The sequence below is a fragment of the Mesorhizobium sp. M1078 genome (assembly GCF_040318615.1).
Classification (GTDB): domain Bacteria; phylum Pseudomonadota; class Alphaproteobacteria; order Rhizobiales; family Rhizobiaceae; genus Mesorhizobium.
The window spans coordinates 48,473-61,711 of sequence record NZ_JAMYMP010000034.1 but is presented as its reverse complement, the minus strand read 5'-3'; the positions used below and the strand labels follow the sequence as shown (position 1 = coordinate 61,711).

Here is a 13,239-nt window from a genome sequence, read left to right as displayed (position 1 = left end):
CGGCGGCGTGGCCAGTGCGCTGGCCGGTGGCGATCACCGCGTCGGCATCGAAGAACACGAGGTCCTTGACCTGCTCCTCGATCGGCCGGTCGCCGACGATCGCGTGGGCGCCATGCTTGACATGCGCGTCGGCGAAGATGCGGATACCGTTGGCCCGAAGCCTAGCGCGGAAACGCATGGCGCGCGCCGCTTCGCCTTCGACAAAGCCCTCGTTGGCGACATAGGCGTTGGCCCATTGATTGACGCGCACGAAGGAAGCACCGGAGGCACTGGCGATCGAAAGCGCGGGAATGGAGGCATTGGCAAGCACATTGATGCCGATCGGCCGGCCGAGTTCTCTGCGGATCCGGTCTGAGACGACAGACATGTAGGCGGAGGTTTCCGGCCCGATATCATCCGGCTTGGAAAATGGCACGTCACCATGGTTTTCGGCGATCACGCCGTCACACCCTCCCTGCAAATAGGCTTTGGCGTCGTCGAGGCCGCGTTGATAGATGGCCTCGATCGCCTCGCCATGGTAGCGCGGCGCCCCCGGCAGGGGGGCGAGATGAACCACGCCGATCACCACCTTGCTTCTTCCGAAGATCGACTGCAGCGCATCATTCGTCACCTGGCCTACGGGTTTGGGGGATTGTGTCATGCGGTTTCCGCTTCTGTCGTTTCCATGAGCAGTTTCATCTCCCGCCTGCCGGGGCAGGACTCAAGCGTGCCGGCGCGTCCGACCGAGACAGCGGCCGCGCGGACCGCAATCCGCGCTGCCGCGGGGAGCTCCATGCCGGCCGCAAGGCAACCAGCGAGGCAACCGCAAAAGACGTCGCCCGCGCCGCTGGTGTCTAGCACGGCCACCCTGGGCGCCGCGATCCGGTCGATCCGTCCTTCGCCATCGGCGACCAGGCAGCCGAGTGCGCCAAGCGTCACGATGGCAGCGCCGGCGCCCTGACGGATCAAGTCGCGGGCCGCCATGGCAGGGTCGCCAGCCCCGGTCAGTTGCGCCGCTTCGCCCGCGTTGGCGATGACGACGCTGACGTCGCTCAAGCCCGGTGTGTGGTCGGCCGCAAGCGGGCTCGGATTGAAGATCGTCATCGCTCCCGCGCCCCGCGCCACCTTCAGGCAAGTGGCCGTGATATCCGGACCCAGATTGCCCTGAAATACTACGATATCGCCGCGTGCGATCGATCGGGTAAAACCGCTGTCGGCCATAGGATTGTACGCGGCGGCGCAACTGGCTCCGGTGACGATGAGGTTTTCGCCGCGCGCATCGACCATGATCGTCGACCGATCGCTGGGCAGTGCCAGCACCGCCAGATGGCTGGCATCGAGATCGCGGCTCAACTGCTCTGCGATCCAGGCTCCGGCGGGATCGTTGCCGATCGCGGCACGGAAGCGAACATCGGCTCCGGTGCGCGCCGCGGCCACCGCCTGGTTCGCACCCTTGCCGCCAAGTCCGTCAGCATGTTCCGATGCGTTCAGCGTCTCGCCTGCCGCCGGAAACCGGTCCAACCGAAAGGTTGTATCGACGCAAACATTGCCGACGACATGGACGCACATGGCTAATCCCTGGCCGTTGCCCAGCCTAGCATCTGTTCGAACAACGTCTTGTAGCCATTCCAGGCGATGAAGCCCGGCGGCAGCCAGTGCGGGCCGACATCCGACGTCCAGGCGACGGTGCGGCCCTGGCCATATTTGCCGGTCACCAGCAGCGGCAGCGAACGGTAGTCGGAGGACACGGTGGCGAGAACTTCCGCGCCGTCCTTGACCGTGACCTCGTTGAAGCCAAGCAGGATTGGCCAATCCTTGCCGAGGCCCTTGAGGATCGGATGGGTCTGCGGGCCAACGACGACCGGCGCATAGCCTTCTGGAACCTCGACACGGTCGTCCACCGGCAGGCAGATGACCGGCAAAACGTCCTCAACCGGCGTCTTGTGATAGCGCGCGCCACCATTGATGCCTTGGAAGCTGTAATACCCGCCGAACATCAACAGGCCGCCGCCATTGCCTACATAGTCGCGCAACAGGCGCAGCCGGTTCGGCGTCGGTTTGGAGTGGATCCAGGTATCGGGGTGAAGCAGCAGCGTGTTGGCTCCAAGATCGGAGAGCACGACCGCGTCATAGGCCGAAAGCGCTTCCATGGTCTGCGGGAAATTCCGCTGTGCCTCATGCGCCGGCATGAAGGTGACGTCGAACAGGCTGTCCTTCAGCGCGGCCAGCAACTCATCGGCACCGGTGTGATAGGTCACGGTGGGAAACTGATCGAAGCCTTTGATGTGGGTCGCGGTCGAGACCCAGGACTCGCCTGCGAGAAGAACCTTCTTCCTGGACATGTAGTCTCCCTATCTTGTTTTGGAGCCGCGGCTCAGAGGCCCTCGGCGAACACAGTCTTTGGATTGTCGATGAGCATCGTGTCGATTGCCGACTGCTCGACACCATGGCGTTTCAGTCTCGGCACGAAATGCTTGAGGATGAAGCCGTAGCCGAAACCGCCGAAGCGGGTCAGCATGATCTTGAGAAAGACGTCCTGCGACAGCAGAATCCTGTCGAGCAGTCCCATATCGATCAGCGAGCGGATCGCCCGCGCATTCTGCTCGTCGGACGGCGACTGCGCATCCTGGTCGGCATAGTAGAAATCCATGCCGATCATGTCGTATTCCAGGAAGGCGCCACGCGCGGCGAGGCTTTGCTGGTAGGCAAGATCGTTGTGGCTGGGGTTCATGTGGCAAAGCACCGTATGCCGGAGATCGGCGCCTTCTGCCTCGACCACGTCAAGCACATCATGCGCCAGCCGCTCCCAGCCGGGCAGATGAATCGTCAGCGGCACGCCGGTCATCTTGGCCGCACGGGCGGAGGCCCGCAGCGACTTGCGCTCCTCGTCGGTAAAATCCTTGCTGACGCCAACCTCACCGATGATGCCGGCAATGATTTCGGGCTGCGCCGACCCGCCGCCGACATCATTGACGAGGAATTCGGTGACGTCGTCAACGTCCATCGCTTTCAGCCAGACGGGATGGGTGTGCTGCAGGTAGAAGCCCGTCCCCATGACGATCCGCAATCCAGAGGCGCGGGCGATGCGCGCCAGCTTCACCGGATCGCGGCCAATGCCGATGTTGGTCGCATCCACCACGGTATGGCCGCCGAGCGCCCGGTATTTCGCCAACTCCGAAAGGGCTAGGTCGCTGTCGTCGAGCGAGACGTTGTCGCGGTTCATGTAGGGGTTCATCCGCAACTCGCCGATGATCTCCATGCTGACCGGCTGCTCGGCGATCTTCTTCTCGTCGGGATGGCAAGGGCATTTCCACGACGTCGCGCCATCGAGCAGTATGTGTTCATGCATCAGCGTCACGCCCATATCGGCAATCGCAACGGGGCCGGTAACGGTCATCACCGTGCCGGAGCGAACACCGATCGGTGCCCGTTCCCTTGGCTTGTCGTCGAACAGATGATCCATGTCAGCGGCTCCGCGTTGCGCCCTTGAACAGCCGGAAATTCAGCCAGATGGCAACGAGGATGATTGTGCCGGTAACGATCGGCGTCAGGAAGGGCGACATATGCGCAAGGATCAAGCCGTTGCCGATGACCGCGACGGTCAACGCGCCGAGCACAGTGCCGATGATCGTACCGCGCCCGCCGAACAGACTGGTGCCGCCAAGCACCACGGCGGCGATGACATCGAGCTCGAAACCCTGGCCGGCATTCGACGAGCCGGAACCGAGCCGGGCGGCGAGGATGATGCCGGCCACCGCCGCCGCCATGCCCGACAGGATGTAGACGAAGAGCGTCATGAAGCGCGTATCGACACCGGCTCGGCGCACGGCCTCTGTATTGGCGCCGATGCCGGTGACATAGCGGCCGAACGGCGTCTGGTTGAAGGCGAGATAGGCAATGATCAGCACGACAAGGGCGAGCAGCGCCGGTACCGGCACGCCGAGAAACCAGGCCCTGCCGATGTTGACGAAGAAGCTGGTCGGTTCGACCGGGATCGAATAGCCGCCGGTGATCAGCAACGCCACGCCGCGGATGACGGAGAGCCCGGCAAGGGTGACGATGAAGGGCGGTATCCGCTCGTAGGCGATGAAGAAGCCGTGCAAGGCGCCGATCGCAGCACCAAGCGCCAGCATGGCGATGACGACCAGCGGCCATGGCAGGTCGGCCTGCAGGAAAACCGCCGACAGCGTTGCCGTCAGCGCCAGCACGGAGCCGACCGAGAGGTCGATGCCGCCGGTGGTGATGACGAAGGTCATCGCGGCCGCAACGATCAGCAGCGGCGCAGACTGGCGCGCGATGTTGAGCAGATTGGGCGTCGTCAGGAAGGAACCGGTGATCAGCGAGAAGACCACGCAGACGACGATGAAGAACAGCGCAATCGAGACGACGCTGCCATTGGCTAACGCCACATCCTTCCACGTGCTGTTGTGAGCGCGTTTGGGCGAGGCGCCAGCACCGGCGGAGGTAACGTTCATGGTTGGACCCCCTCATCGCGGCTTGCGCGGGCCGAGCGCGCGGTGAATTTGCGGCCGACGATCAGGTTGACGACCTCCTCGATGCTGGTCTCGCCGATCTTGCGCTCGGCGACTTTGCGGCCTTCGTACATGACCTGGATACGATCGCAGACCAGGAACAGATCCTGCAGGCGATGGGTGATGAGGATGACGCTGACGCCCCGGGCGCTGACGGCGCGGATGAGTTCCAGAACCGCCTCGACTTCCGCTACCGCAAGGGCGGCCGTCGGCTCGTCCATGATCAGCACCGACGGATCGAAGGAAGCCGCGCGGCCGATGGCGATCGACTGGCGCTGCCCACCGGAGAGGTTTTCGACCTTGAGCTTGGTATCGGCAATGACGATGCCGAGCCGGTCGAGCATCTGGCGCGTCTCGCCATGCATGCGCTTGTTGTCGAGAAAGGGGACGCCGAGAACGCGGCGACGCGGCTCGCGGCCGAGGAAGAGATTGCCCGCCACATCCACCGTGTCGCAGAGCGAAAGGTCCTGGTAGACCATCTCCACCCGCGCGGCGCGGGCATCGGCCGGCGACGAGAAAGACACCGCCTTGCCATTGATCTCGATGGTGCCGGCATCAGGAATGACCGCACCGGACAGCACCTTGCTCAAGGTGGATTTGCCGGCGCCATTGTCGCCGACCAGACCGAGCACTTCGCCAGGCTTCAGGTTCAGCGAGACATCGTCCAGCGTCTGGATAGGGCCGTACCGTTTGGAAATACCGGTCATCCTGACGCGGTAGGTCTCGCCATCGCTCATCATGGTTCCAATTCTCTGGGCGCGACATGTTCAATTGGTCGCCGGGCTGCGCAGGCAACCCTCGGGTCAATGCGCAGCCCAGCGGTCCGGGGAGGATACTACTTGAACATGTCCTTGAATTGGCCGACATTTTCCTTGGTCACGATGGTGATCGGAACGTTGATGATCGGGTCAATCTTCTCGCCCTTCTTGAGCTTGACGAAAGCTTCGATGGCAGCCTTGCCTTCACCGGCCGGATCCTGCTGGACGACAGCGACCACCCAGCCCTCTTCGAGACCCTGCACCGCCGACTTGGTCAGGTCCCAGCCGAACACCTTGACGTCGCCCGTACGGGCCTGGCTGGAGACGGCGGAAACCGCGCCGAGCAGAGCCGGCTCGCCGGTCGCGTAAAGCGTCGTCATGTCAGGATTGGCGGTCATCAGGTTTTCGGAGGCGGACAGGGCGACGTCCTGGACGTTCTGGCCGTCGACCGTGTCGAGGAAGGTGACCTTCTGGCCGCTGTCGGTGACAGCCTTCTTGAAGCCGTCGAGGCGCTGGTTCTGGATAAACGAATTGAGCGCGCCAACGACGCCGATCTTGGCGGTGCCGCTCAGCTTAGTCTTCACGTATTCGGCGTAGAACTTGCCGATATCCTCGCCTGCCTTGGTGTTGTCAACGCCGACGAAGGCGACGTTGTCGCCATTTGGGATCTGCGCGTCAATGGCGATGACCGGAATGCCGGCGGCTTTGGCCGCGGTGATGGCCGGCTTCACACCGTTGACATCGATGGCGACGAGAATGATGCCGTCGACCTTCTGGGTGATGTAGTTCTCGATGGCGTCGTTCTGCGCGCTTGGTACATTGTTGGCGTTGAAGATGACGAGGTCCACGCCGGCAGCCTTTGCGGCAGCCGTTGCGCCGTCATTGATCTGGTTGAAGAACAGGGCCTGCTGGTTGATGGTCACCAGCGCATAGGTCTCGGCCATGGCGGAAGCAGAGCCGAGGGCGAGGGTCATGGCGATGGCTGCGGCGCAGCCTGAAAGGATCTTGGTAAGACGCATTCCGGTTCCCCTTGGTTTTCTCGAAAAGGCCCTTGATCGGGCTCACCTGGCGCCTGAGCGCAGAGCATATTTCAAGATGCTTGATTTCTTGTCAAGTGACTTGAATTGGCATCAACGAAGAGAAATGAGGGGCTCGCCCGATCAGAATGTTGCCGGCGTGTTCACCCAGAAAATGCTGGCGCGTTCGTCGCCGACATTGCGGTACCAGTGCGGCAGTTCGGAATTGAAGACGAAGGAATCGCCGGCCGACAGGCGAAACGTCTTTTCGCCGACCATCAATTCGATCGCACCTTCCAGGAGGTAGCCGACTTCCTCGCCAGCGTGCTGGATCGGGCCGGCGCTCTCACCTCCCGCCTCGATGTGATGGATGTTGCACTGCAGGAGATGGCCGGGCGAATACGGAATGACGCGCTCGAGCGAAATGCCTTCGCCGCGCCGAAGCGGATCGAGCGCGATCAACGGCCGCGATCCAGCCCGAAAGACGATGCCTTCCTCACCATCGGATTCCTCGAACATCCAGCCAATGTTGGTGCCAAGCACCTCGACAAGCCGGTGCAGCATGGGAAGCGAGGGCGAGACCTTGCCGTTCTCGACCTTGGAAAGCAGGCTTTCAGAGCAGTTCGCGGCGGCAGCTAGCGCCTTCAAGGTCAGCCCACGCGTCTGCCGGGAGAGTTTCAACCGTATGCCGAGCCGCAGAAGGCTGGTGGCGGTCGAGCGCTCGTCGCCGCCCTTGCTGTTTTGAGTGTCCATCTTGTTCATTTGGGGACGCGAACATCTCCGCTGGTTGGGCTGACTCGTAAAACTGATCCCAGGCGTTGTCCATCCTGTGAAAAACGGACGATGCATCCAATCGACTCGGCTGGGCTTTTCAAAACCATCATCCCCGACCAAACGCTACGACGCCTTCGCGGTTGAAAGGAGACCGCGATGGGCAAGCCGCTACCGCTTGAGTTGCGTCAGCGTGTTGTTGCGTATGTCGATGAGGGGCATGGTCACCGCGAGGCAGCGCGCCATTTCCGCGTTTCGCCTCGCTTTGTGAACAAGACGCACTCTGCCAAGCTCTCGGCGATATCTGCCACCTGTTCGAGCCAGCTGAATGCAGAAACTTCTTCAAGGCTGCCGGATACGAGGCTAATTGATCGCGACACGCTGTAGCTGAGCGTGAGCAAGGACGGAGGCTGGTTCAACCCATCGGGACGGCAGCGACCACCCATCTCCTGAAGCCGCAGATCGGCCGGCTGCCGAACCGGCATCGATCTCTCCAACAGCGTCGAGAACGAGTATCTGTGCCTTAAGCTACTGCAAGCGTTTGGCGTTTCCGCCGCCCAGGCGCAGATCGCTGACTTACGATGGTGATGTGGCGGGTGCTCCGATCGTGCGCTCGACCCTCTGCAGGATCGTGTCGAGCGGCTCGGCGACCAGAATCTCGGCAAGCGACCGATAAACGAACCCCATTGATTCGGCGCGCTTGATCGCTTGGCGGTATCGGGCGCGCGCCCCGTGTGGATTTTCGCCCAGCATCAAAGCGCAACCAAGACGAAGCGTTCGCCAAAGTTTTCCAATGAATTTAATACTTATCGGGAAGGTTAATGGTACCGTTGGCTGGGATCGAACCAGCGACCTCCGGATCCACAATCCGGCGCTCTAACCATCTGAGCTACAACGGCACGTTCGCCTGAGCCAGGTCGTGGTGAAAATTCATTCTCCGAGATCCGCTCTGTCGTTCGGCGATGCGTCCAATACGGTCTATCAGAGACTAATTCAAGGCTTTTGATAACGCAAAGCCGGTTCTGCCAACAGGCGCCGGTTTCTTCGGCAAAAGAAAAAGGCCGGCGGGAGGAGGTGCCGGCCTTTTCCTGTTACGAGCCAGCGGGAGGAGGTGCTGGCTGGTCACCCCGGAGAGCAGAGGGAGGAGGTTCCACTCGCCGGGTATTCATCTGGACAACTCTATCGCACACCTATTTGTCTGACGAAATGCGACGTTTTGATGCATCGCAGAGTTGTGCGCAATTATTAGGCGGCCTTGATGTCCTTCAGGGCCTTCTCGAAAGCGGTCTTGACCGGCTTGGAGACGTCTTCGGCAGCCTTCGAAGCAACAGCCTGGAAGTCCTTGGCCTGCTCGACGGTGGTCTCGACGCGCTTGCGCAGGAAGGCGGTCTGCAGTTCGACCACTTCCGACAGCGACTTGGCGCCGATGAGGGCCTCGAGATGCGAGAAGCCGGCTTCGGCATTGGCGCGCAGAGCGGCGATGGTCTTGAGCGACAGGTCGCTGGAAACGGTCTTGGCAGTCTCGAAGGTCGATTCCAGGACTTTCTGGGTCTCTTCGGCGCCGGTCTTCAGCTTGGAGTAGGCTTCCTTCGACTGCTCGACGCCCTTTTCGGCGAAAGCGCGGATCTGGTCGGTTGCCTTGGAAGCGTCGAAGCTCGGGAATTCGACGTTTTCGATGGTCTCAGCGGTCTTGGCCTTGGTCATTTTCCATCCTTTCGGGGTAGCGGCTTTGACAAAAAGCCGTCTCGTTCATGTATGATGGCAATATAGCGGTTTTTTTGTGCGATGCAATATCTTTGTTGCAGTGCACCATAAATTTCTTCCCATGCGTCACCCAAGAGGTTATCCAGGGACATTCCGAGAGGCTGTTAACCAAGTGGCCAGAGATTCCACCTGCTTCCCGCCATGGCTTGTGGACCTTCGCCGCGCGGGCTTTTATTAACAAAGCGTTAACTGCAAATTGCCCGCCTTGTAGGTTCGCCAAGAGGGGTTCGCCAAGAGGTTTCACCGAAAGGGTCCGCCAAGCGCATGCCTTCCGAGAACTACTCTTTCCTCGATGTCGCCGTGCTTGATGCGGTTCGCCAGCGCTTCGCCGCCGGCGACGCGATCGCGATTCTGTCGGCCGACCTCGAACAGGTGATCTGGGCCAACGGCCCGGGCGCTGCGGTGTTCGGCTATCCCGATATCGAGGCCATCATCGGCGCCTCGGCTCAGCTGCCGCTGATCGCCAGGCGCCAGATCATGGCGACCGCGGGCTTCCCGCAGATCGGCAGCGACCGCGCCATTACGGTACGGCTGGCGACCGGCATCACCAGCCGCGCCGTCGGCTTCCTGGCCAGTGCGGTGACTATGCCGGACGGCGAAAGCGCCATTATGCTGGTGGTGCCGGCAGCGCAGGCCGGCTCGCGCAGTGCTGCCGACATTGCGGCCCGCGCCATCAGCGGCTTTACCGAAGACGGCCATTTCATCGCCTTTGTCGACGCCGCCGGCACTGTCGAGGCGGCTTCGGATGGCTTTGGCGCGCTCGCCATCCGGCCTGAGACGCTGGCCGCGCTTGTCGCCGACGTGGCGAGCCAGGACGACCGCATCGTCAAGCGGCTGGTCCCCGGCGGCGCCACGTCCTATCCGGCCGGCTTCGCGCGCCTGACCGAGTCCAGGCATCTGCTGGTGGTCATCGACGAGGATCAGCTCGGTGAGGAAAATCCTGTCGGCGAGCTGGATGCCGAACCTGCTGCAGCGCAGGTCGACGATGGCCCGGCGCAAGCCGCCGCGGAGAACGCGGTAACGGTGGATGCGGTGGCTGACCACCCCACCGCAAGCGGGAATCAGGGCGCCCCACTCGCGGCCGCGCCTGATGTCGGGGAGACAGGTCCGGCTGCCACCGAGCATGATGCTTCGGCGTCAACCGATACAAAGGCGGACCATCGCGAGCAGACGACCGGCCGCGAGCAGGCGGCGAATGACAGCGCGCCGGCGCAACATGATCATTGGTACTTCCATGCCGGCGAAGAGCCGCAGGCGGGCGAGCCGGACAGCCCGGCGCAGGCCGAGCCGGACTCTGTTTCCCCGGCCGAGAGTGCGCAGTTGGACAGCAGTGCCGCTGCGCCCGCCCTGCCGTCTGACGCAGCCCCACCGGCTACGCCTCCCGCCAAACGTGAGGTCGACCGCTCGGCGCCGCCGCTGCGCTTCGTCTGGCGCACCGACGCCGAGGGCAAGTTCAGCACGCTGTCGCCGGAATTCGGCGACATTGTCGGCAAAGCCGCCGCCGACGTGATCGGCCGCCGCTTCAAGGACGTCGCGACAATTTTCGGCCTCGACGCCTCGGGCGAGATCGCGGGCCTGCTTGAACGGCGCGACACCTGGTCGGGCCGCTCGGTACTGTGGCCGGTTGCCGGCTCCGACCTGAAGATACCGGTCGATCTGGCAGCACTGCCTGTCTATGGCCGCAGCCGCGCCTTCGAAGGTTTTCGTGGTTTCGGCGTCGCCCGCGCCGGCGATGCGGTGGTCGATCCGGAAGCAATCGGCATGGCGCTGGTCCCCAATGGCGCGCCAGCGGCAGCAGCCGAGCCGGCCCCGGAACAGCCCGTGGCGGAAGCTCCCAAGGCGGCCGATCCGTTCGAGGGCGAAGTGCCGGCACTGACCATCGTGCCGAAGCAGGAACGTCGTTTTGCCGACAAGGTCATCCGGCTGGCCGAGCATCGGCAGCCCGCCAACGACAAGCAGCCGACAAGCGAGAGGGGCCTGTCGACGCTGGAGCGCAGCGCTTTCCGCGAAATCGGCGAGCGGCTGAAGAAGGACAATCCCCCGCCGGAGCAGCCGGAGACTGCCAAGCAGGCCGAACCGGCCAATCCGGATCAGGTAATGCCAGACCAGGCCAAGGCAGATGAGCCCAAGCCGGATCATGTCGAGGCGGACCAGCCTGAAACAGCCGCGCCAGCCCGACAACCCGCCGAGGTCTCGAGTCCGGACGAAGCCGGCCCGGCTGCCGTGGCTGAACCATCGGCAGCCGCACCCGAAAGCGAAACGGCTGAGGCCGAACCGCCGGAAAGCGATGCCGAGGACGAAAAGGACCTGACGCGGCTTGACGGCGAGCAGCCGGACGACGGCCTTGCGGACAGCGAAGCAGGCGAGGCGAAGGCGCCGACAGTGTCGCGCTCCCTGCTCGACTATGCCGATCCCGAACCAGGCTCCGTCACCGAAGACAGTACGGAAGCAACGTCGTCCAACGACGAACTTGCGCCGGCTTCCGAACCGGATGATACGCAAGCCCAAGAGATCGTCGAGGCCGCAGAGCCACAGCCGGTTGTTGCCGAGACGCCGGCCAATGCCGGTGAAGACGACAGCATGACGTCGGCCGACTTCCGCGATGCCGAGGACAATGAGGATTGGGCGCCGTCCGACGAGGCGACCGATTCCGCCGTGGAAGACGGGGACAAGGCCGGCGATGCGGACACAGTGCCGGCAGAACCACAGCGCCTGAAAGTGCCGCCGCTCAAGCTTGAGGGGTTCATGCCTTCGGCATTCTCGGCCGGAGATGAACACAAGGCCCCTGACACGTCGATCCTCGGCAAGCTGCCGGTGCCGCTGCTCATCCATTCGGGCGACGAGCTTCATTACGCCAATGAGGAATTCCTCGGCCTGACCGGCTATGACACGCTTGAGGACCTGAGCGACGCCGGCGGGCTCGACGCGCTGTTTGCCGATCCCTATTCAGAAATGGCCGGCGAAAGCGACCACACACTCAAACTGAAGACGCGCGAGGGCCAGGAATTTCCGATCGAAGCCATTTTGCGTTCGGTGCCGTGGCGCGCCGGCAAGGCGCTGATGCTGGTGGTGCGACGTACCGGCGATAACGAGCCGCCGATGGTTGCGCATCTCGCAGCCGAGGAGCAGACGCAGCCCGATGTCTCCGAACTCAAAGCGCGCATTGCCGAGATGCGCACCATCATCGACACCGCGACCGATGGTGTGGTGTTGATCGGCCGCGACGGCGACATCCGCTCGATCAGCCGGCCGGCCGAGGCGCTGTTCGGCTTCGACAGCGACGACGTCACCGGTAAACCGTTCGCCTCGCTGTTTGCCATCGAAAGCCAGCGCGCGGCGCGCGACTATCTGAACGGCCTGTCCGAGCCCGGCGTGGCGAGTGTGATGAACGATGGCCGCGAGGTGATCGGGCGCGAGGCGCAAGGGCGCTTCATCCCGCTGTTCATGACCATCGGCAGGCTGCCCAATGACAGCGGCTTCTGCGCCGTGGTGCGCGACATCACGCAGTGGAAGCGGGCCGAAGAGGATCTGACCCAGGCGCGCGCGGTGGCCGAGCGCGCCTCCTCGCAGAAGACCGATTTCCTCGCCCGCATCAGCCACGAGATCCGCACGCCGCTCAACGCCATTATCGGCTTTTCCGAGCTGATGGTGGACGAGAAGTTCGGCCCGGTAGCCAATGACCGCTACCGCGACTATCTCAGAGACATCAACCGCTCGGGCAACCATGTGCTCGATCTCGTCAATGACCTCCTCGACATTTCGAAGATCGAGGCCGGCCAGCAGGAAATGGACTACGAGGCGGTGTCGCTCAACGATACGCTGGCCGAGACGGTGGCGATGATGCAGCCGCAGGCCAACCGCGAGCGTGTCATCATCCGCTCCAGCTTCGCCTCGCGACTGCCCGAAGTGGTCGCCGACCTCAGAAGCGTGCGCCAGATCGCGCTCAACATCCTGTCCAATGCCATTCGCTATACGCAAGCCGGCGGACAGGTGATCGTGTCGACCGCCTATGAAACCTCCGGCGACGTTGTCATGCGGGTGCGCGATACCGGCATTGGCATGAGCCATGCCGAGATCGAGCAGGCGCTGAAGCCGTTCAAGCAGATCAATGCGCTGAAGCGCGGGCGTGGCGACGGCACCGGTCTCGGCCTGCCGCTGACCAAGGCGATGGTGGAAGCCAACCGCGCCCGCTTCACCATCACCTCGACGCCAGGCGAAGGGACGCTGGTCGAGGTCGCCTTCCCGTCGACGCGGGTGCTGGCCGAATAGGCCGGCGATTTCCGGGCGAGAATCCCGGACAAAGAAAAGGCGTCCAACAGGACGCCTTAAATGGGATTTGCTGTCACAACGGGGCTTGAGCGAATCTGATCCTCAGGGGACGAGGAACGGGATTTCTCCCTCAAGTTACGTGCGACTATC

Annotated in this window: 12 protein-coding genes and 1 tRNA gene; 2 read left to right on the top strand and 11 right to left on the bottom strand. The window is 63.0% G+C overall.

Going from position 1 to position 13,239, the window contains the following annotated elements; translation table 11 throughout:
• The 8 genes from NKH38_RS27915 to NKH38_RS27880 all read right to left on the bottom strand — a co-directional run.
• The coding region (locus NKH38_RS27915) for a BtpA/SgcQ family protein (protein WP_352904639.1) at positions 1-640 on the bottom strand (640 nt) is incomplete at its 3' end.
• Positions 637-1,548 (bottom strand): ribokinase, encoded by a 912-nt coding sequence (locus NKH38_RS27910; protein WP_352764505.1) that lies wholly within the window; start codon positions 1,546-1,548, stop codon positions 637-639. The genes NKH38_RS27915 and NKH38_RS27910, both read right to left, overlap by 4 nt.
• A 2-nt stretch (positions 1,549-1,550) precedes the next feature.
• A complete protein-coding gene (locus tag NKH38_RS27905) occupies positions 1,551-2,321 on the bottom strand; it encodes a glutamine amidotransferase (protein ID WP_023686759.1) in 771 nt (256 codons plus the stop codon).
• Between the two features lie 32 nt (positions 2,322-2,353).
• Positions 2,354-3,442, bottom strand: coding sequence for a phosphotriesterase family protein (locus NKH38_RS27900; RefSeq protein WP_352764509.1), 1,089 nt, complete (start codon positions 3,440-3,442; stop codon positions 2,354-2,356).
• A gap of 1 nt (position 3,443) precedes the next feature.
• The gene (locus NKH38_RS27895) at positions 3,444-4,454 is read right to left on the bottom strand and encodes an ABC transporter permease (protein WP_352764512.1); all 1,011 of its coding nucleotides are present in this window, start codon (positions 4,452-4,454) and stop codon (positions 3,444-3,446) included.
• The gene (locus NKH38_RS27890) at positions 4,451-5,251 is read right to left on the bottom strand and encodes an ATP-binding cassette domain-containing protein (RefSeq protein ID WP_502896657.1); all 801 of its coding nucleotides are present in this window, start codon (positions 5,249-5,251) and stop codon (positions 4,451-4,453) included. The genes NKH38_RS27895 and NKH38_RS27890 overlap by 4 nt, the downstream gene beginning before the upstream one ends.
• A gap of 95 nt (positions 5,252-5,346) precedes the next feature.
• The gene (locus NKH38_RS27885) at positions 5,347-6,288 is read right to left on the bottom strand and encodes an ABC transporter substrate-binding protein (RefSeq protein WP_023701800.1); all 942 of its coding nucleotides are present in this window, start codon (positions 6,286-6,288) and stop codon (positions 5,347-5,349) included.
• 141 nt (positions 6,289-6,429) lie between these two features.
• Positions 6,430-7,047, bottom strand: a complete 618-nt coding sequence (locus NKH38_RS27880) for a cupin domain-containing protein (protein WP_023672469.1) — start codon at positions 7,045-7,047, stop codon at positions 6,430-6,432.
• 168 nt (positions 7,048-7,215) lie between these two features.
• Here NKH38_RS27880 and NKH38_RS27875 point away from each other — a divergent pair, with 168 nt between their 5' ends.
• Complete coding sequence (locus NKH38_RS27875) at positions 7,216-7,443, top strand: hypothetical protein (RefSeq protein WP_352764515.1); 228 nt, start codon at positions 7,216-7,218, stop codon at positions 7,441-7,443.
• A 189-nt stretch (positions 7,444-7,632) separates the two neighbouring features.
• Here the strand turns inward: NKH38_RS27875 and NKH38_RS27870 are convergent, their stop codons facing one another.
• The 3 genes from NKH38_RS27870 to NKH38_RS27860 all read right to left on the bottom strand — a co-directional run bounded on the left by NKH38_RS27870 (position 7,633) and on the right by NKH38_RS27860 (position 8,760).
• Positions 7,633-7,809, bottom strand: a complete 177-nt coding sequence (locus tag NKH38_RS27870; RefSeq protein WP_352904636.1) for a hypothetical protein — start codon at positions 7,807-7,809, stop codon at positions 7,633-7,635.
• Positions 7,810-7,878: 69 nt separating this feature from the next.
• Positions 7,879-7,955: transfer RNA gene (locus NKH38_RS27865), tRNA-His, on the bottom strand.
• A 346-nt stretch (positions 7,956-8,301) separates the two neighbouring features.
• Positions 8,302-8,760 (bottom strand): phasin, encoded by a 459-nt coding sequence (locus tag NKH38_RS27860; RefSeq protein WP_023669330.1) that lies wholly within the window; start codon positions 8,758-8,760, stop codon positions 8,302-8,304.
• A 324-nt stretch (positions 8,761-9,084) separates the two neighbouring features.
• On the opposite strand from NKH38_RS27860, the gene NKH38_RS27855 reads away from it, so the two are divergent.
• Complete coding sequence (locus NKH38_RS27855; protein ID WP_352764518.1) at positions 9,085-13,089, top strand: PAS domain S-box protein; 4,005 nt, start codon at positions 9,085-9,087, stop codon at positions 13,087-13,089.
• The last annotated feature ends 150 nt before the right edge of the window (positions 13,090-13,239 follow it).

Bases quoted from the DNA above. Each gene is read 5' to 3' on its own strand.
- NKH38_RS27910 (WP_352764505.1), bottom strand. From the start codon at position 1,548: ATGTGCGTCCATGTCGTCGGCAATGTTTGCGTCGATACAACCTTTCGG.
- NKH38_RS27905 (WP_023686759.1), bottom strand. From the start codon at position 2,321: ATGTCCAGGAAGAAGGTTCTTCTCGCAGGCGAGTCCTGGGTCTCGACC.
- NKH38_RS27900 (WP_352764509.1), bottom strand. From the start codon at position 3,442: ATGGATCATCTGTTCGACGACAAGCCAAGGGAACGGGCACCGATCGGT.
- NKH38_RS27895 (WP_352764512.1), bottom strand. From the start codon at position 4,454: ATGAACGTTACCTCCGCCGGTGCTGGCGCCTCGCCCAAACGCGCTCAC.
- NKH38_RS27890 (WP_502896657.1), bottom strand. From the start codon at position 5,251: ATGATGAGCGATGGCGAGACCTACCGCGTCAGGATGACCGGTATTTCC.
- NKH38_RS27885 (WP_023701800.1), bottom strand. From the start codon at position 6,288: ATGCGTCTTACCAAGATCCTTTCAGGCTGCGCCGCAGCCATCGCCATG.
- NKH38_RS27880 (WP_023672469.1), bottom strand. From the start codon at position 7,047: ATGAACAAGATGGACACTCAAAACAGCAAGGGCGGCGACGAGCGCTCG.
- NKH38_RS27875 (WP_352764515.1), top strand. From the start codon at position 7,216: ATGGGCAAGCCGCTACCGCTTGAGTTGCGTCAGCGTGTTGTTGCGTAT.
- NKH38_RS27870 (WP_352904636.1), bottom strand. From the start codon at position 7,809: ATGCTGGGCGAAAATCCACACGGGGCGCGCGCCCGATACCGCCAAGCG.
- NKH38_RS27860 (WP_023669330.1), bottom strand. From the start codon at position 8,760: ATGACCAAGGCCAAGACCGCTGAGACCATCGAAAACGTCGAATTCCCG.
- NKH38_RS27855 (WP_352764518.1), top strand. From the start codon at position 9,085: ATGCCTTCCGAGAACTACTCTTTCCTCGATGTCGCCGTGCTTGATGCG.